Genomic DNA, 16,303 nt, shown 5'->3' on the forward strand with positions numbered 1-16,303 from the left:
CTCGTTTAGCGGCGCTTCAGGTACGTCGAGCGACCAACACGACGCCCCTGAATGCGCGAAACCCCGCTCGGGGGCGGGGTTTCGGTGGGTTTTGCTACCTGCGGCGAAGGCCGCGGAGTCTCTGTAACGGCCTCTTCGAGAGGCGGATCGGGAAGCACCTCGGCAGGCAGCGCCGACGGCAACGCCTCCAGTACCGGGACCGCATCAAACAGCGAGACCTGCGATGCGCGATGCTGCTCGACCTGCCAGTGCGCCTCGGTCATCAGGTGCACTTTCACGCTGCGGGCCGCGTGCAGCGCGTAGCCTTCGCAGTCCAACGCCTCGTTGCGCGGGCTAATCTTCTTCCACACACGCTTACCGCCGCGCGGCCCCGGCACCTTGACCTCTGCCGTGAGCTGCGACAGGTAGTCGCTGCGCACACCGCTATACCAGTGCATCCGGCCCGGCCCGTTGCCGTCAAGCTTCAACCGGTTTTCGAGGATCAGATCCTTCGCGCGGCTCACGCCTACCATATACGGGCGCAGCCCATACTTCGCCGCCTTGCTGTTGTTGCGCGTCGAGTCGATCGACGCCTTCGGCACGCTGAAGATCTCCGCGTCGACGTTGCTGCTGCCCTTGACCGCCATGACGTTGTAACCGGCCTGCTGCGCCGCGCGCACATACTTGTATACCGCGTCCGACGTAGCGCCGTCTGACGAGTCGATCGACGTTGCACGTACACGCAGCAGCCAGCCGTTCTCATGCCGGTATGCGTGCGACAGCAGCATCGTCAACGCGCCCCATACGCCGCCGGTCATAGGGTCTTGCTGCTGCTCCGTCACATTGCCGTAGATCTCGCCCCACAAAACGAGCCAGCTTTCCTCGCCGCGACCCCATGCGCGCAGGACGATCGCGAGCCGGTCGTGCTGCACGTCGACACCGAGCGTCAACACCAGACCTCCGAGCGGCACCGTCAGCTCCGCGTATGGCAGCGCACGTTGCGCGAGCACGTCCAGCTCGGGCAGATCGGTCTTGTACTTGTACGCCCGACCCTGCGAGTTGTTCACGAACGAACGCATCTTCGTATCGTCACCCTCGCGCAGCGCCTTGTCGGCCGTCAGCCACTTCTTGACCAGCTCGGCCATGTTCGAGCCGGGGAACGGCGACACCAGTTCGTTGATGCGGAAGCCGGCAACGCCGTGAAACGGTGCCGTCGCAACCCATCGCCCGCGACGCACCGCGCGAATACGTGTCGCGTCGTCCCACAAAGAGCCGCAATGCGGGCAGGTGTAACGAGCCGTCTCCGGTTGTGCGCGGCCGTAGACCTCATGCACGACTTCGGCGCCCTCGCTCCACGTGACGTTTTCCCACGCCAGCTCATGCTCCTCGTCACAATCAGGGCACGGCACCAGATACACGCGCTGATCCGATGCCGCGTAAGCCTGCTGGATGCGCGACAGGCCGTCGATGGTTGGCGTGCCGCCCAAGATCATCTTGCGTCGCCGGGCTGAATAGCTCTTGTTCCGCTCCTCCAGCAGCGTGATCGAATCGCCCTGCTCGCGAACGTTCGTATTCGCGTCGTCCGGCTCCTCGACCGCAACGACCGGGGCTGGCGTCGACTTCACTTCGTCCGGTGCGTTCGACGTGATGAACTTCAGGAAACCGCGCGCGAACGTTTTGTGGTCCCACAAGTTGTTTTTGTCGCGGGCCGCGTGAACCGGCAATTTCGCCGACAGGCGAGGCGTCACCTCGACCATCGGCTCGAACTTCTCCAGGTTGAACTTCTTCGCCGTCTTCTCTTTCGGGAACATGACGATCATCGGGCACGGGTCAACGTCGATCCGCTTGCCGATGTAGTTCAGCAGCACGCCATCTGTCCACGCGACCTGCGCCGACTTCATGCACACGATCTTCTGCACGGTCGGATCGTCCAGCGCTTCGTGCATGCCGAACACCCAAGGCGTGATGTTCGGGTTGTACCGGCCGGGGCTGGCCGATCCTTTCGCGCTCAACCTACGATGTTTGCGTGCCCAATCCGTCGTCCCAATCCGCTCCGGCGGACGCAGCATCTTCGCGATCCGGCGAATCACCGCGTGGACTGTCTGGGTCGTATTCAGAAAGCTGCTCAAGGCATCCATATATGTGCTCATTCAACCATTCGACGTCCACCTCGACGCCGTACAGCGTGCGCAGCTCCTGCACCAGCTTGTCGGACAGCGACAGCAGCTCCGTTTGAAATGCGCCGACCATCAGGCCGTACGCCTGTTCGAGCTGCGCCGCATTGACGAGCTGCCCCTTCTTCTCGGCCAGCGTCAGCAGCTTGATCTCGCGATCGACGATCTCGGTCTTCGCCCGTTCGGCGACGAGATCGATGCCCGTACCGCTGGACCGGCCGGCCGCGACCTCACGCAAATGCCGGATGTACGCGACGCGGATCTCGTCGATCGACACCACGCGGTAATCGAGCTGGACCTTGTCGACGAACCGCGAAACGGCCGACTGATCAAGGTCGAGATGGTCAGCGATCTGCTGCTGAGTCGGCATGAATATGACCCCCTATGGGAACTCGCCAGTAGAGAAAAGACGCGGGTGCGAGCCCCCGCGTCTGGCGATGCCCAGAGGGTCCCCGCCTGCTCAAAAAGTAGGCAGACCCGCACCGATCGCGACATCGGCGGTCACGCCGTCGCCCGCTCGGTCCATCGCCCACACGACATGGTCCATCGCGTCGTCAAACATGAAGCACCGCGCGGTAACGCGCCCCATGCTTCGATCCTCATCCCACGTCGACCAGACCTCGCTCGGCCCGGCGCTCGTCGACTCGATTAGCATTTCAGCGCCCCAATAAAAAACCCCGAGTGCTATTACACTCGGGGTTCGTCATTCGTCGAACAAAATTCAGCTTTGCTGTCGTTCCGGATGGTCATCCGGAAGCCCAGACCTCCGCAGCATTCCAACCAACTCCATGTTGAAGACTAGAAAGCTCTGAACGGTTTCGATCACAACCCCGTGATCGACGCCCTCCATGAGTTGAACGACCAGTTCAACATCGCCGTCGAAGTGCCCAGTCGCCTTGTTCCGAATCTTCTCCCACCTATCGATCTCCTTGAAAGTCGGGCGACACCTAGCGCGCAGCGCCCGAACATCCGCTTCGTCGAATGGAATCCCTCGACTGGCTGTGTACTTGTACATCGTTGGAATCGACGCGGCATCAAGATGCTTGCGGTACTCCACGACCAAGTGAATCAACCCTTTCATGGCAACCGCTCGTGCGAATCCCTGCGGCGCATTTGCCTCGAGTACATTCATCTGTATGGCAAGCTCGAACTGGAACATACGAGTTTGAATCAGCATATTCAAGAAGAACTGATCCAACTCGCCCTGCCCCTTGAATACCGCATACGCGGCATTCAAGTTATTTTCTGCAGTTTTGAAACTACGTCGAATCGAAGCATCAGCAAGCTCTTCAGACGTTTTCGTCCCGCCAGCCTGTTCTCTTTCCATTAGAAGTCCGCGCCGTGGATGTCGTTCACTGATGATACAGCGACACTCGCGACCATCGTAGCGGTCAAGAAACGGAAAAGCCCTGAGGGCTTTCGCACTCAGGGCTTCGATATTCATTTCGTAAGGGCGAACGCCCTCCCAACAGATCCCGACAGACAGTTATCGTTGTTGGTCGCGGCGCTCCCGCGATTCAGTACGCCTGTCGGGCGAAGGTTGCGACACGAGTATGCGGTCGCTCATTTATCCAGTGACGCGGTAAAGGATGTGCAAAGTTTACGCGATCCGCTCTTGAAATGGAATACGTTTCATCCTCGCAATTGTCGACGCAATGTGTCGTACACCGATCCATCGACCGTATCCAGCAGAGCGAGCATGTCGTGAAAGCGCCACGACCAGTTCTTCCGATACTCGTCGAGCGATACACCAAGTGCGTGCGCCCGGCCAGCATCGTCGACCTGCCGTTTGCCGGAACCGGAACAGTCAGGGCAGATGTGCCGGCCCTTTGCATCCGACACCGGCGACGCGGCGATCCGCCCCATCCCGCCGCAGTCGTCGCACGGTTCGTATTCCCGAAAGACCAGCGGCCCGTTACGCCCTTCGAAGAACGGGATACGCTCCTCCGATACACACACCTTCCCGCTGCCCCCGCATACATCACACGCGTGCGTTGACGTCGTGACGGCACGCGCGCGACGCACGACGCCACGCCCTTCGCACTCGACACATTGATCGTTCACCCACTCATCCAGCAATCGCAGCGCGAAGCGCTCGATGATGTCGACCTTCGAACGCTCGACAGCGTGCCCGGCACGTTGATCGCGGCGCTCGTCGCGCGACATGCCCGTGAAGCGCGCACGCTTGAATCGGCCCGACGTCCGGATCATCTGCGCCAACAGCAACGTTGCACGTCGCACCATCGCAGGCGTCGGCAGCGGCCCGGCCTTGATTCGGGCCAGCAAGCTCCCGAGATCGTTCGCAAAGGCGAGCGCGCCCAAAGTAACTTTAGAGGCCAGTTCAAAAACCCTGCTCAGCTCGTCGGAAGATGTTCCAACAGATGAGCGAGCAGCCAAGTTTCAGGAATGCTTCGTGAATGTAGGCACGTCGCTCAAAGCGAGTGCGTAGGCGACGGAAATTGTGGAGCCAGGAATGCGTACGTTCGACCACCCAACGATACTTGCCCAGACCACTGCCATGCTCGGTCCGGCGCTTGGCGATCACCGGCTTGATACCGCGTTCGCGCAACGCGCGACGATGTCGGGTGCAATCGTAGCCGCGATCGGCGTAGACGACGCCGGGCTTCTGAAGCGGTCGGCCACGAACGCCGCGGATGGGTGGGATCGCATCAACGAGCGGCAGCAACTGCGTGACGTCGTTGGTGTTCGCGCCAGTCAGGATCGCAACGAGAGGAACGCCGTTGGCGTCTACGAGGATGTGGTGCTTGGAACCGGGTCGCGCGCGATCCGTGGGGTTCGGGCCAGTTTTTCGCCCGCCCCAACGGCGCGCACGGACGACGAATCGACCGCAGCGTATGACAGATCGATTTGGCCGGTCGCACGCAACTTGTCGAGCAGCAACTCGTGCAGTTGGTCCCATACACCAGCCTTTTGCCAGCCGCTCAATCGCCGCCAGCAAGTGGCGCCCGAGCCAAAGCCCAGACGAGTCGGCAAGTGGTTCCAACGAATTCCCGTTTTGAACACGAACAGGATACCGTTGAGCGCCGCACGATCGGACACGCGCGGACGACCAGGATCGCTCTTCGCGCGAAGCTTCGCAGGTGGCAGCAATGGTTCGATCAGTATCCACAGTTCGTCGTCAATGATTGGCGCTTCCATCCTTGGACTTCCCTTGTTCTGATGCCCAAGGTTAACAGCTTGCCGAGGAAGTAAACAACCCCTCTCCGGAGTTTTTGAACTGGCCTCTTAGGATCGGCAATCGGGTCGGTGAACTGACCACGAACGCTCATCGCAACGCCCACCCGCTCTTTCAAATCGATCATGACTCTCTCCTACTCGTCCTAATGTCTCAATGTCCCAGGGGAAAAGGCTTGTGGGGGTGCGCGCCTGCGACATGCGCGACATGCGCCGCTCACGTCGCGCATGTCGCGCCCCCGCACCCGCGCCCGAGACCGCGCCTTGGGACGTTGGGACATGGGACGTCCACAGCGCGCCAAGACGGGGCGTGTGGCGCGCTTACCGTGCAGGCACAGCGCGCCACGCGATCACAGCGGACTGTCGTCATCGCCCGCTGCGACCAGTTCGCGCTCCGCTTCCGGCTCTTGCTCTTCCTTCACGTAGTACCAACCGCGCGATCCGGTCGACTCGCGCTTGCGCACCCACCCGAGTGACTTCAGCGCTTTGCCGATGCGGCGCTGCTCGGCCAGCGTCCACTTCGACGTGTCGAGCTTCAGAATGTCCGCGAGGATCTCTTCCATCGTCGTGCGCGACACGAATTCCAGGGCCTTGGCGATCTTGTCCTCGTACACGTCGCCTTCGTAGCGCTCCGCCTGCTCGATCTCGAACAGCGGGCGCTCATGCTCTTCGACGTGCCACACGACGCCCGAGCGATACAGGTGCACGGCTTCCGCCCAGAGCTGCTCACGAACGGCCACAATGCCGTCGATGTCGACCAGCCCGCCGACACGCAACGGCCAGTAACGCCGGTTGCCCGACTCGTCTTTCAGGTACGTGTCGAAGTTGACCGAGCCTGCGAACACGCACTGACGCGGGACGTCGGTCGCACGCTTGCCGTAGAAGTTGCGGAACCGGTCGACGGCCGTCGCGAAGAAGCTCTTCACCGCCGACGAGTCGGCCTTGTTCAACGAATCCAGCTCGGCCAGCTCGATCACCCACTTCCCGGCCAGCACCGCGTACGTGTCCTTGTTGCCGATCTGGATCGGTGTATCGGTGAACCACGGTGCGCCGGCTAGCACTTTCAGCGCCGTCGACTTGCGGTGCCCCTGCTTGCCTTCGAGGATCAGGACGTTGTCGACCTTGCAGCCCGGCTCCATCACGCGCGCGACGGCGGCGATCATCCATTTCATGAACGCGAGCTGCACATACTCGCTGTCGGCGACACGCAGGTATGTCGACGGCATCGATCGCACGCGCGACACGCCGTCCCATTTGAGCCCTTCGAGGTATTCGCGCACGTCATGGAAGTGCTTCTCGTCCGCCACCAACAGAACCGCGTTCATCACGATATCGGTGCGCACTGAGAGGCCGTAGCGCTGCGACAACCAAAGCGCGCAGCGCTGATCGTCCATGTCCGTCCACTCGCCCTTCACGCCTTGCCGGAATGGCGGTGCCTTGCGCTTCATCACGCGGCCACCGAAGTCGTCCTGTTCGATGACGCCCTGCCAAGCTTTGTGATTCGCCAGGATCATGTGCACGTTGCCGAGCGTCGGCAGCAGCGTGCCCTTGTCCGAACGCGCGAGATCCTGCTCCCATGTGTGTGCGCCGTTCTCTGCCTCGCGGCCATCCCATTCCGGCTGTTTCGCGGCAGCGGATGTCGCGGCGGATTTCGTCGGCGTGTCGTCCGCGGTCGACACCGCAACTGTCGCCGGCCGGATCTCTTCGTTCGCTGGCGCGATGACGCGCAGGATTGCCGCCTGCACTTGCGCTTCGACTGCCTCGACGCCCTCTTCGACGTGCAGGTCGTTGAAATCGGTCAACTTGCGCTCGCCGCGCTTGGCGAATGCCGGATAGGCGACGCTGACGTCGGCGACCGTCGCTGCCGCCTCGTACGCGCGCTTCAGGCCCGTGTTCTCGAAGCGCTTACGTCGCAACGGCATCACGTCGTTTCCGTAGCTCACCTCGACATACGGCACGCCATTGTGGTCGCGACTGCGTGACGCGGCGACCATGTACCACGTGTTCTTCGCCTCGATCCGCACCGGATCAGCACCGAATATCAGCTCACCACGGAAGGCGAACTCGTCGGCGAGCCAGTCGCGCATGCGCTGCTCGATCTTCCAGTCGTCGTCGGCGCAGACCAGCACATGCACATCCGGATACGTCGCACGCAGGTAGCGCACGGCGGGGAGGATGCCGCCCGCGTCGAAGCAGACATTGACTGCGAACGCCTCGTCGATCGCCATGCGGATCGACCGCGCGGTCGCGTAACCTTCGGTGACCAGCACGATCTGGTCGTCAGCACCGACCTCGCCGAGCAGATACGACGCGCCCTTCTTTTCCATGCCCTTGTTGAAGCGCTTCGCGCCGTCCGGCGTGATCTTCTGCAGACCGACGAGCCGAGCGTCATCGCCGTACTGATACATCGGCACGAAGATCGTGCCGTCCGCGTCGAAACGCACGCCTTCGGCCGTGATGCGCTTGCGCTCAAGATAGGTGGAATCGCCATGCTCTGCCGCGCGGTTCCACTGATCTCGCGCGCGGTTCGCGGCGAGCTTCGCCTGACGCGCATCACGCTCCGCCTGCTCACGGTCGGCGGCTTCCTGCCGGCGACGCGTCTCCGCCAGCACTTCCTCGCTCAGCGGCGCACCGCTCCACTCGAATCGCTCGGTGCCCGGATCGTCGCCGGAAAAATGGCCGAACGTACCGCCATAGCCGATTACCGCGCCCTTGCTAATGATCTCTCGAAGCTGATACCAGTATTTCTTGCGCGGCCCATACCGATGATGTTTGCCGTCCGCGATCGGATGGCCGGTAGGCAGGTCGGGATGCCCCGCAGCATGCAATTGCTGAATGATCTGGTCCAGTGTCGCCATACAAAAATTCCCTCGATCAAAGTTACTTTGGCCGCATGTCGCGGCCAGATCACAATTCGTTGAGTTGCGCGCTGTTAGCTCGCACGACGAGCCGCCTCCAGCTCGACGAGACGACGGTCGCGCTCGACCTTGTGAGAAAAGCTTCGCCATACGGCTCGCCCTGCCGCATAGCACTGCCGCCCGCTCGGCGAGCGGCTGTATTGCGATGCACTGCGTCGCAACGCGCTACTGATCCCGTTCACGTTCACATGTGTCTCCGGTTATTTGCCGCGCAGTCGACGCCATTCCGCCGACATGAGATCGTCGAACGCGGCAAGGTCCAGCGCGCAGAGACGATCGGTAAGCTGGTCGCGGAACGCGTGACGTTCCGCCTTGGTCGCGAGCGCGGCGCATACGCGCGCAGCTCGCTCGATGAACAGGCGCACGCGCCCGGCCGCGCTCGCTTCCGCGAGAATCGGCGCGAGGCGATCGGGGAACGCGGCGATCAATTCGGACAGCAAACGCCCCGCTTCGGCGGGGGCATACTCGAATCGGGATGCGAGCGTCGTGACAGAGCACGCCAGTTGCTGCTCGGACGAGCAGCAGAGGCCAACGTGTTCACGGTCGGGACGACAGCACCCCATGCCGGGCTTAAACCGCTCCATGACGACGGCGTCGACGCGCGGCGAGGTTGCGAGCAGCGTGAATCAAACGCTGGAACAGACGCTGGCCCTTGCGGCCGGTCGCGATGATCTTCTCGGCGTGTTGATCGTCGATCGGCTGATCAGCCAGCGCACGCGTCACGTCGTCAGCGACGAGACCAACATGCGCCTGCAGGTGCAGCGCCGTCGATACAAGACGCAGCGTGCCGGGTTCGCTGACGTCGTCAGCGGCATGGTCGTCGACGTGTTCGGCAACCAGCCCGAAGCGCGCGTTCAACGCATGCAGCGCGTCGAGCGCGTACGCCTCGCCCTCTGCCTTTTCCTGCATCCACTCGATCAGCAGCTCGAACATTTCCATCGACAAGCGACTGTCGCCAACACCACGTAGGCGAAGGCGAAGCGATTCCGGTGTGATGTTCTTACCGCGCCGCATCGTGAGGTGGTTCGCCGCGTCGGCGACGCCGCCGGGCGTGTTGCGAACGGACGTATAGAGGACGTCCAGCCATTCGGTACTGTCGTATCGGCAGGTCATAGCGGGAGATTGGTAGAGAGGGACTTTCATCCTGTCGCGCACACGGAGTCGCAACTAAGATGCAGCTCATGAGGTGCGCAACTACGGCTGTCACGCGTCAATGTGGCGTGACAACGAGTTGTCGTGTGCGTCTAGAGAAGCAAACAGGTCAGGACGTGCGAGCTTCAAGAACAGCAAACGCGCTCGCGGAATGCCGGTCCGGCGCCATTCGGATACGGACGGCATCCGGACTTCGCACAGTTGGGCAGTCGCGGCCGTTCCACCGAATGCATCGATCACAGCGCACGCGTACGGGTCTCGATTCAGAAGCGTATTCATGCCGCCATGTTAGGCGTTCCTTACATGAAAAGCAAGGCATTCCTTATGCTCATTCAGTTAGGCTTTCCTAATGACGACACTAGCCGAACGCCTGGAACAGGCAATGAAGTTGCCGCCTGAGAAAAAGGCTGCAGATCTGGCGCGAGCGTGCCGAGTGCGAGCGCCCTCGGTCAGCGATTGGTTAAGCGGAAAAACCAAAAAGATGGAAGGCGCGAACTTGCTGCTCGCGGCCGAATTCCTGAACGTTGACCCGTGGTGGCTCGCCACTGGCGAAGGTCAGATGGTGCGTCGAGCCAGTGCGCCCGCCCCACAGAGACAGGAGATGCTCGGCGCGCATGCTCAGGCGCTAGTTGACGCACTCGCCAAAGCAGACAAGCTTGGATTGCCGTCGACAGCATTTATCGCGCTGCTCGAAACCCTCAAGGTATTTGAAGATCTACGCGGACAGCAGTCCGGTGACCTTCTCGATCTGAATGCTCCTGACCCGCAAGAGGGGTAAGGTTCCAGTCGAATACAGCAGCTCTGCGGTGCGTTCCGACGCACCCTGAACGTATCCCGCGCCCTCTGATGGGGCCACCCAGAATCTCAACATCCCAATCGAAGTCATCGCTGCCATGCGGGCCGATGATCCGTACCAGCATGCCGATACGCGACCGGTTTCGGCATCGACTGACGATCGCCACATCGCCCGGTTTGCAGCGCAATTCCCCTGTTGACATATCCCCGCAACAACCTCCCCTCGGCAATATTTTCGCTTAACCACTGTATAAACATACAGTATTTGGTCGGAAGAATACAACACCTTTCAACGAGGTTCACCGCATTCTCGCGGGCCCATTTGCGGGCAAAGCACGACGGCACGGAAAAATAGTTAGGCATTCCTATTGCATAATGACAAAGGAATGCCTAACATTCGGCTTCATCGCTGCCGCTTGCGCAGCCTTCGGAGAAGCCCATGAAAATGCTCGACCATCAATCCACTGACCGCCACGAATGGCTTCGTGAGGAAAGCACGCCCCGCATTACGCCGTCCGAACCCGCTCGCCAAAGCAACTTTGAAAAATCGAAGATCTTCCGCTGGACGGTCGTCGCCGTCCTGCTGTTTGTCGTCGTGAATGTGTTCCAGGACGATCCGGTCGTCGCCCCGACCACCGCTTATCACGTCAGCGTTTAAGCCGCCCCGACCTTGCCGGGGCGTACGCCCCCGGCGTCATGGAGACCACCATGCCGCGAACCAAAGCCCGAACCCTTCCCGTCGTCGACGTCGAGCGCCGCGACACCCTCTCACTTCGCACCATCACGCGTTACGACCGGAACGCACGCCGTCCATCGACTCCGATCCTCGTCGGCAAGCACGTCGTCGGTCGCCGCCCCTTGGCCGACAGCGTGCATACCGAGTATTTGATCCTTGACGGCACCGAGATTGCCGACAAGCAGATCTCGATCCCGAGCGAAGGCGACTGCGCGACCGCGATCAAGCGCCTGCGAGACGCAAAGCGTGCGGCGGGCGTCGAGGCGTCGAACGCGATCGATAAAGCGAAGAAGCGTGGCAAGACGCGGACGGCGGTACCGCAGGAGGTTGCGTAATGGACGACCGCACGCAACAGCTCGACCTGACCGCCCCGATCCCGACCGGCAACATCAAGGCTGCAGCCGCGGCGGCCGGCGCAACGTCAGCGGACCTGTGGATGGTCCCCTACGACCAGCTTCACTACGACCCGTCCGACAATATTCGACCGGTTGATCCCGAGTGGGTGAAGCGTAAGCCGTCAATAAACGACGCCCTACCAATGGTAGGCATAAGGTCAGATGCTAAGTGTCCGCGTGGACACATGCACTCAGACCATGATGACAGAGAAACAGGACCTTCGAAGCAGACTGGTAGTTGGCCAACGACGGGATGGCCGGCGGGAATTTGATGAAGATGCCGTGCGGGAGCTGGTCGAGTTTTGCCTGAAGCCGGGGGTATCGATCGCCCGGGCGGCTATGGACCATGACGTCAATCCGAATCAGTTGCGCCGCTGGATCTCGCGCCATCAGCAGCATACGCTGCAAACCCCAACGAGGCCGGACCCGCTGGTGATCGACGGCGTATCGATCGACATTCCGGGCACTGCCCGTCGGGTTCCGATGAGTGAAGCGCGGGCATTCGTTCCTGTCGTCACGACTGCGTCGACCGTGCCTGCCGTTTCCCCAGTACTGCCACCAGCCCCGTCGTTGATGGCGCTCTCGTTACATGTGCGCTTGTCCAATGGTGTCGAATTTGATCTCGGCGAGGCGAGTGTCGATGAGCTGGCCACGGTGATCCAGATGCTCGGGAGGCTGCCGTGTTCCGGTTCGACGAAGAGCTGAAGGTTTATCTGCATCGCGATCCAGTCGACTTCCGCATGGGCATCAACGGGTTGTCGATTCTGGTCGAACAGGCGATGCGCCTGAATCTGATGACCTCGGCGCTGTTCGTGTTCGGCAACCGACGACGCGATCGCATCAAGATTCTCGGCTGGGGCGGCAACGGCTTCTGGTTGCTGCTCAAGCGACTCGAAGCCGACCGCTTCGTCTGGCCGAACGGAGGCGACACGATCACGCTCAGCGCTGAGCAGTTGCACTGGCTGCTCGACGGAATCGACCTGGCCGTGATCCAGAAGCATCCCCAGCGATATTACGCGCGGATGAGCTGAACACGACGAGGGCGACATGGTCTAACCGGCCATGCCGAACAATCCCGTCATGTTGAGCGCCGAGGAGTACGAGGCGCTGATTGCCGCGAGCGCCGAACGCGATGCGCTGCGCGGTGAGCTTCGACTCGTGACGGCTCAGCGCGATCTGGCCGAGGAGAAACTGCGGGCCTACAAGCACGAACTGTTCGGCGCATCGAGCGAAGCGCGCCATGCTGACCAGCTCGGTCTGTTCAACGAAGCCGAGGCGCTGGCGACGACTACCGACGCGCCCGCGCGCGAGGATATGCCCGGCACATCGGTCGCCGCTCACACGCGCGGCAAGCGTGGGCGCAAACCACTCGATCCGAACCTGCCGCGCGAGGTCGTGCGACACGAGTTGCCCGAGTCCGAACGGTTCTGCGCGCATGATGGCCATGCTCTCGTCGAGATCGGCGTGGAAACGAGCGAACAGCTCGACGTGATTCCCGAGCAAGTGTGCGTCGTTCAGCACCAACGGGTCAAATACGCGTGCCCATGCTGCGATCTCGGTATCAAGGTCACGCCCGCACCGGCGCGTATCATCCCTCGCGGGCTGCTCACGGAATCCGCGCTGGCGTGGATCATCACCGGCAAGTACCAGTACGGCATGCCGCTGTATCGCCAGGCCACGCTGCTGCGTCGCTTCGGCGGCGCCATCTCGTCGAACACGCTGGCCGCCAGCGTAGTGCGGGTGGGGCTCGCCACGCAGCCGGTGATCAATCTGATGCGCGACGCGCTGCTCGAATCGGACCTGATCTACGGCGACGAGACAACGTTCCAGGTGCTGAAGGAGCCGGGACGAAGGCCGCAGGCGAAGAGTTACCTGTGGGCGCAGGTCAACAGCTCGGGGCCGCCTGTGCGGATGTTCTCGTACTCGCCGGGGCGCGGCGCCCAGCATGCGCAGAAGCTCTATGCCGGCGTGCAGCCTGGCACCGTGCTGATGACTGACGGGTACGAGCTCTACAACGGCATCGCCCACGATCACCAGCTCGTGCATCTCGGATGCTGGGCACACGTGCGCCGCGGCTTCATCAAGGCCGAGGAGTCGGTGCCGAAGGCGGCACGCTCGCCGGACCTACTGGCGACGCGCTTCGTCGTGCTGATCGGCAAGCTGTTCGCGGCCGAGGCGCGCAGCGCGAAGTGGAAGTCTGAACGCCGGCAGCGACTGCGTGCCCGGTACAGCGCCCGCGTGCTCACCATCATCGAGCGCATGCTGGTCGAGCATCTGCCAGGCGTCGTGCCGTCGAGTCTGCTCGGCAAGGCATTGCAGTACATGAGCGGACAGTGGCCCAAGCTGGTCCGCTACGTCGGTAACGGCAACTGGCCGATCTCGAACAACCTGTGCGAGAACGCGATCCGGCCGTTCGTCGTCGGCCGCAAGGGCTGGCTGTTCTCCGATACTGTCGCCGGCGCGCAGGCCAGTGCCAACCTGTACTCCCTCGTCGAGACGTGCAAGGCGAACGGCATCGAGCCGTATCGCTATCTGGTCTGGCTGTTCACCAGGTTGCCGCTCGCTGCAACTGCCGACGACTACGCCGATCTCATGCCTTGGAGAATGCCTGCTGCCCTCAACCACTGAGGGGCGTCGTTAAAAGACCGCGTACGGTGAAGCACCTCACCACACTGATGATGGAAAACGGGTACGACAAGGGTTCACCGCTCCATTGCTACGCGCGGAAGGTCGCGGGCAAGGATCTGCTGTTCGTATACAAGGGGCAGCACCGCTACCTTGCGGCCGGCAAGGCAATCGAAGCAGGCAAGGACATCGGCAAGATTCCGGTCGTCGTTCGTGACGCCAAGACGGTCAACCGCGCCGAAATGGTGATCGACGGCTATCTCAGCAACAACGGCAAGCAGTCGTCGCCGCTTGATCTGGCCGCTGCCGTCGCAGAGCTGCGCGACATTCACGGCATGACGCTTGCCGCCATCTGCAAGCGCTTGAACGTCACCGATCAAACGATCCGCGACGTCGGCCTGCTCGAACGGGCACCGGCCGAACTGCACCAGCTCATACGGAACGGCCAATGTACCGGCACACTGGCCATCGAGCAGATCCGCCTGCACGGCGGCGACAAAGCGCTCGAACGCATCGTCGCCGGGATCTCCAAAGCCGCCGAAGCCGGCAAGACGAAGGTAACGAAGAAGTACCTCGAAGCAGCGCCCCTGCTCGATACGCATCCGGACCCGACACCTTCGCCCGAGCACGCAGCTCCCGCAGCTCCGTCAGCAGCCGACAGCGACACCGATACCGACAGCAACGCCGACGCTGACGCCGCCCCGCTCGTCACGTCGACGGCAGCAGATGCCACGATCGAGACGCAGGCGCCGATGCAGGCATCGTCGCGCCAGAGTGCCCCCGCCAAGATCAGCGAGAAGCAGTCAAAGCAACTTTTGCAGGCCCTTCAGGCTGTACTCCATGACAAGAATTTCGGCCGACTGGCAAAGCCGACGATCGAAGCAGTTCATACCGCGCTGATGCCGCTCGCCGATCTACTCGGCCGCCCCTCAACCACAAAGGTATGGCCGGTGTCCGAGCCGGATGCAAACGGCTGCTGCGAGCCTGTCGATACGGTATGCGGACCTGAGCGAACCGGAAGAATTAAGGGGCCGCTCGCATACATTCGCGTTGCGCAGCCTGCATCCGGCGCATGGATCTACGCGATCGAATACAACACCGGCACCAGCTTTGCGAGTGAACCGCTCAAGGTATCACACCAGACGCGCGCAGTATGGACGCGCGTTCAAGCGATTCGTTCCGGCGCAGCGCGGCTCATCGAGACGATCAAATCGCCGGTTCACGGGCGAACGAAGGCAGAGCAAGCATCGTTTAAGCGCATTCTCGAATGGGCTAACGAGATCATCGGCATGTCTGACCCCGACATGACTGCCGAATTCTCCGCCGCCACCGCCAAGGGGGAACGCCCCGATCTGTCCGACGTGTTGACTGCCATCGGGCACAAGCAGCGGATCTCGTCGAATAAGGCGCTGCTTGATGCCGCATTCCCGGCACGGAAAGCGAAGCCCGGTCTAGATCCCGCATCCGCATGGCCGTTCCCGACAGGAGCCGCAAATTGACCTCGCGCCCGGCCTTTTCTACCCCACGTCCGCTGCCGCGAAAGCGGGAATACGCGAAGAAGCGCCCGGCCATCGCACTGGCGAGCGTCAACGGTACTTCGACACAGGCCGACTGCGACGAGCTAACGCTCGCAAAAGCGGTCCAGAAGGACGAAGCGCCGCTCGTGCGGCGCAAACCTATCAAGACGAACGAAGCCTTGGCGGATACCCGCCAAGGCTGGCTCGCGCGGCTCGACGCTCTTCGGCTCGAGATCCGCGCGTTGATCACCGAGATCTCGCACGCGGCCGACATCGAGCTGCTGGATCTGATGGCCGACGAGATCGGATCATTCGCTCGCTATAAAGTGGCTCAGGATACGCGCACCTGGGCAGCGACCGCTGCTATCACGCTTGAGACTGGGCTCATGCAACTGGCCCGTGCAACTCAGCCGGTCACCGAATAATGAGGAACACTGAATTGAGCACCACGACTGAACGACTGTTGCGACTTCCGACCGTTCTGGACATGGTCGGCTTGGGCAAGACGACGATCTACGACATGATGAAGGAAGGTAGTTTTCCGAAACCACGACGAGTTCGCAATCTCTCACTATGGGCGGAGACAGAAGTACAAGCATGGATTCGCTCCATCACATCACGCGAAACGTCCACGGCGGCCCAATAACATGTCTGAGTCGAGACCTGATCCCTCAGCCAGTATCTGGTCAGGTCGCAAACTACTTGGATAATCCCTCGTCAAAGGCCGTGATCGAGCCGAAGCGGTCATCCAAATGCATCAATTGCGCGCCACGAGGCGGCTATCTGAGTTGGCCCATCCAATCAGGTAGCCGAGCCC

General features: G+C 61.7%; 18 protein-coding genes and 2 pseudogenes. 10 read left to right on the forward strand and 10 right to left on the reverse strand.

From position 1 onward, the window contains the following. Positions 1–5: 5 nt before the first annotated feature. The 10 genes from VXM69_RS29595 to VXM69_RS29640 all read right to left on the reverse strand — a co-directional run bounded on the left by VXM69_RS29595 (position 6) and on the right by VXM69_RS29640 (position 9,379). Positions 6–1,991: a phage terminase large subunit family protein gene (locus tag VXM69_RS29595; protein ID WP_367189669.1), complete on the reverse strand. Its 1,986-nt coding sequence runs from the start codon at positions 1,989–1,991 to the stop codon at positions 6–8. A gap of 1 nt (position 1,992) precedes the next feature. After that, entirely contained in the window at positions 1,993–2,523 is a 531-nt protein-coding gene (locus VXM69_RS29600) for a MarR family transcriptional regulator (RefSeq protein WP_185730924.1), read from the reverse strand. 90 nt (positions 2,524–2,613) lie between these two features. Next, entirely contained in the window at positions 2,614–2,742 is a 129-nt protein-coding gene (locus VXM69_RS29605; protein WP_367189670.1) for a hypothetical protein, read from the reverse strand. A gap of 132 nt (positions 2,743–2,874) precedes the next feature. Continuing rightward, positions 2,875–3,480 (reverse strand): hypothetical protein, encoded by a 606-nt coding sequence (locus VXM69_RS29610; protein ID WP_367189671.1) that lies wholly within the window; start codon positions 3,478–3,480, stop codon positions 2,875–2,877. Between the two features lie 305 nt (positions 3,481–3,785). Beyond that, positions 3,786–4,397, reverse strand: a complete 612-nt coding sequence (locus VXM69_RS29615) for a hypothetical protein (protein WP_367190223.1) — start codon at positions 4,395–4,397, stop codon at positions 3,786–3,788. A gap of 97 nt (positions 4,398–4,494) precedes the next feature. Then, positions 4,495–5,312 (reverse strand): IS5 family transposase gene (locus VXM69_RS29620; RefSeq protein WP_175908046.1). Its coding sequence is split into 2 segments (ribosomal slippage): positions 4,495–4,964 and positions 4,964–5,312, totalling 819 coding nucleotides; the frame shifts between segments, so codons are not numbered across the junction. Beyond that, positions 5,273–5,476, reverse strand: coding sequence for a hypothetical protein (locus VXM69_RS29625; protein WP_367190230.1), 204 nt, complete (start codon positions 5,474–5,476; stop codon positions 5,273–5,275). Before VXM69_RS29625 ends, VXM69_RS29620 begins: the two co-directional genes overlap by 40 nt. A 222-nt stretch (positions 5,477–5,698) precedes the next feature. After that, positions 5,699–8,206 (reverse strand): VapE domain-containing protein, encoded by a 2,508-nt coding sequence (locus VXM69_RS29630; RefSeq protein WP_367189672.1) that lies wholly within the window; start codon positions 8,204–8,206, stop codon positions 5,699–5,701. Positions 8,207–8,466: 260 nt separating this feature from the next. Beyond that, on the reverse strand, positions 8,467–8,850 hold the full coding sequence (locus VXM69_RS29635; RefSeq protein WP_367189673.1) for a hypothetical protein: 384 nt from the start codon (positions 8,848–8,850) through the stop codon (positions 8,467–8,469). Continuing rightward, a complete protein-coding gene (locus tag VXM69_RS29640; protein ID WP_367190224.1) occupies positions 8,837–9,379 on the reverse strand; it encodes a hypothetical protein in 543 nt (180 codons plus the stop codon). Before VXM69_RS29640 ends, VXM69_RS29635 begins: the two co-directional genes overlap by 14 nt. A 388-nt stretch (positions 9,380–9,767) precedes the next feature. Between VXM69_RS29640 and VXM69_RS29645 the strand changes: the two genes are divergently transcribed. The 10 genes and pseudogenes from VXM69_RS29645 (at position 9,768) to VXM69_RS29690 (ending at position 16,132) form a co-directional block, all read left to right on the forward strand. Continuing rightward, a complete protein-coding gene (locus VXM69_RS29645) occupies positions 9,768–10,196 on the forward strand; it encodes an XRE family transcriptional regulator (protein ID WP_060223098.1) in 429 nt (142 codons plus the stop codon). A gap of 456 nt (positions 10,197–10,652) precedes the next feature. Next, a complete protein-coding gene (locus tag VXM69_RS29650) occupies positions 10,653–10,871 on the forward strand; it encodes a hypothetical protein (protein ID WP_338756865.1) in 219 nt (72 codons plus the stop codon). A 50-nt stretch (positions 10,872–10,921) separates the two neighbouring features. After that, the gene (locus tag VXM69_RS29655; protein WP_367190225.1) at positions 10,922–11,284 is read left to right on the forward strand and encodes a beta-hexosaminidase; all 363 of its coding nucleotides are present in this window, start codon (positions 10,922–10,924) and stop codon (positions 11,282–11,284) included. Further along, positions 11,284–11,454 (forward strand): annotated as a pseudogene (locus VXM69_RS29660) (chromosome partitioning protein ParB); the annotation flags it as partial. The gene VXM69_RS29655 and the pseudogene VXM69_RS29660, both read left to right, overlap by 1 nt. Before the next feature lie 52 nt (positions 11,455–11,506). Then, the gene (locus tag VXM69_RS29665) at positions 11,507–12,049 is read left to right on the forward strand and encodes a transposase (RefSeq protein WP_175907237.1); all 543 of its coding nucleotides are present in this window, start codon (positions 11,507–11,509) and stop codon (positions 12,047–12,049) included. Then, the gene (gene tnpB, locus VXM69_RS29670) at positions 12,025–12,375 is read left to right on the forward strand and encodes an IS66 family insertion sequence element accessory protein TnpB (protein ID WP_121863073.1); all 351 of its coding nucleotides are present in this window, start codon (positions 12,025–12,027) and stop codon (positions 12,373–12,375) included. Before VXM69_RS29665 ends, tnpB begins: the two co-directional genes overlap by 25 nt. Before the next feature lie 31 nt (positions 12,376–12,406). Then, entirely contained in the window at positions 12,407–13,972 is a 1,566-nt protein-coding gene (locus VXM69_RS29675; RefSeq protein ID WP_175907236.1) for an IS66 family transposase, read from the forward strand. 20 nt (positions 13,973–13,992) lie between these two features. Then, positions 13,993–14,628: pseudogene (locus VXM69_RS29680) on the forward strand (ParB/RepB/Spo0J family partition protein); the annotation flags it as partial. Between the two features lie 836 nt (positions 14,629–15,464). Further along, complete coding sequence (locus VXM69_RS29685; protein ID WP_367189674.1) at positions 15,465–15,911, forward strand: hypothetical protein; 447 nt, start codon at positions 15,465–15,467, stop codon at positions 15,909–15,911. Further along, positions 15,911–16,132, forward strand: a complete 222-nt coding sequence (locus VXM69_RS29690) for a helix-turn-helix transcriptional regulator (protein WP_367189675.1) — start codon at positions 15,911–15,913, stop codon at positions 16,130–16,132. The genes VXM69_RS29685 and VXM69_RS29690 overlap by 1 nt, the downstream gene beginning before the upstream one ends. Positions 16,133–16,303: the final 171 nt, after the last annotated feature.

Source organism: Burkholderia sp. Ed8 (assembly GCF_040761425.1).
In the GTDB taxonomy this organism is placed as follows: Bacteria; Pseudomonadota; Gammaproteobacteria; order Burkholderiales; family Burkholderiaceae; genus Burkholderia; species Burkholderia seminalis.

What these genes read in the sequence shown, in the direction of transcription:
- VXM69_RS29600 (WP_185730924.1), bottom strand. Translation starts at nt 2,523, where the DNA reads ATGCCGACTCAGCAGCAGATCGCTGACCATCTCGACCTTGATCAGTCG.
- VXM69_RS29605 (WP_367189670.1), bottom strand. Translation starts at nt 2,742, where the DNA reads ATGGGGCGCGTTACCGCGCGGTGCTTCATGTTTGACGACGCGATGGAC.
- VXM69_RS29610 (WP_367189671.1), bottom strand. Translation starts at nt 3,480, where the DNA reads ATGGAAAGAGAACAGGCTGGCGGGACGAAAACGTCTGAAGAGCTTGCT.
- VXM69_RS29615 (WP_367190223.1), bottom strand. Translation starts at nt 4,397, where the DNA reads ATGGTGCGACGTGCAACGTTGCTGTTGGCGCAGATGATCCGGACGTCG.
- VXM69_RS29625 (WP_367190230.1), bottom strand. Translation starts at nt 5,476, where the DNA reads ATGATCGATTTGAAAGAGCGGGTGGGCGTTGCGATGAGCGTTCGTGGT.
- VXM69_RS29630 (WP_367189672.1), bottom strand. Translation starts at nt 8,206, where the DNA reads ATGGCGACACTGGACCAGATCATTCAGCAATTGCATGCTGCGGGGCAT.
- VXM69_RS29635 (WP_367189673.1), bottom strand. Translation starts at nt 8,850, where the DNA reads ATGGAGCGGTTTAAGCCCGGCATGGGGTGCTGTCGTCCCGACCGTGAA.
- VXM69_RS29640 (WP_367190224.1), bottom strand. Translation starts at nt 9,379, where the DNA reads ATGACCTGCCGATACGACAGTACCGAATGGCTGGACGTCCTCTATACG.
- VXM69_RS29645 (WP_060223098.1), top strand. Translation starts at nt 9,768, where the DNA reads ATGACGACACTAGCCGAACGCCTGGAACAGGCAATGAAGTTGCCGCCT.
- VXM69_RS29650 (WP_338756865.1), top strand. Translation starts at nt 10,653, where the DNA reads ATGAAAATGCTCGACCATCAATCCACTGACCGCCACGAATGGCTTCGT.
- VXM69_RS29655 (WP_367190225.1), top strand. Translation starts at nt 10,922, where the DNA reads ATGCCGCGAACCAAAGCCCGAACCCTTCCCGTCGTCGACGTCGAGCGC.
- VXM69_RS29665 (WP_175907237.1), top strand. Translation starts at nt 11,507, where the DNA reads ATGCTAAGTGTCCGCGTGGACACATGCACTCAGACCATGATGACAGAG.
- VXM69_RS29675 (WP_175907236.1), top strand. Translation starts at nt 12,407, where the DNA reads ATGCCGAACAATCCCGTCATGTTGAGCGCCGAGGAGTACGAGGCGCTG.
- VXM69_RS29690 (WP_367189675.1), top strand. Translation starts at nt 15,911, where the DNA reads ATGAGGAACACTGAATTGAGCACCACGACTGAACGACTGTTGCGACTT.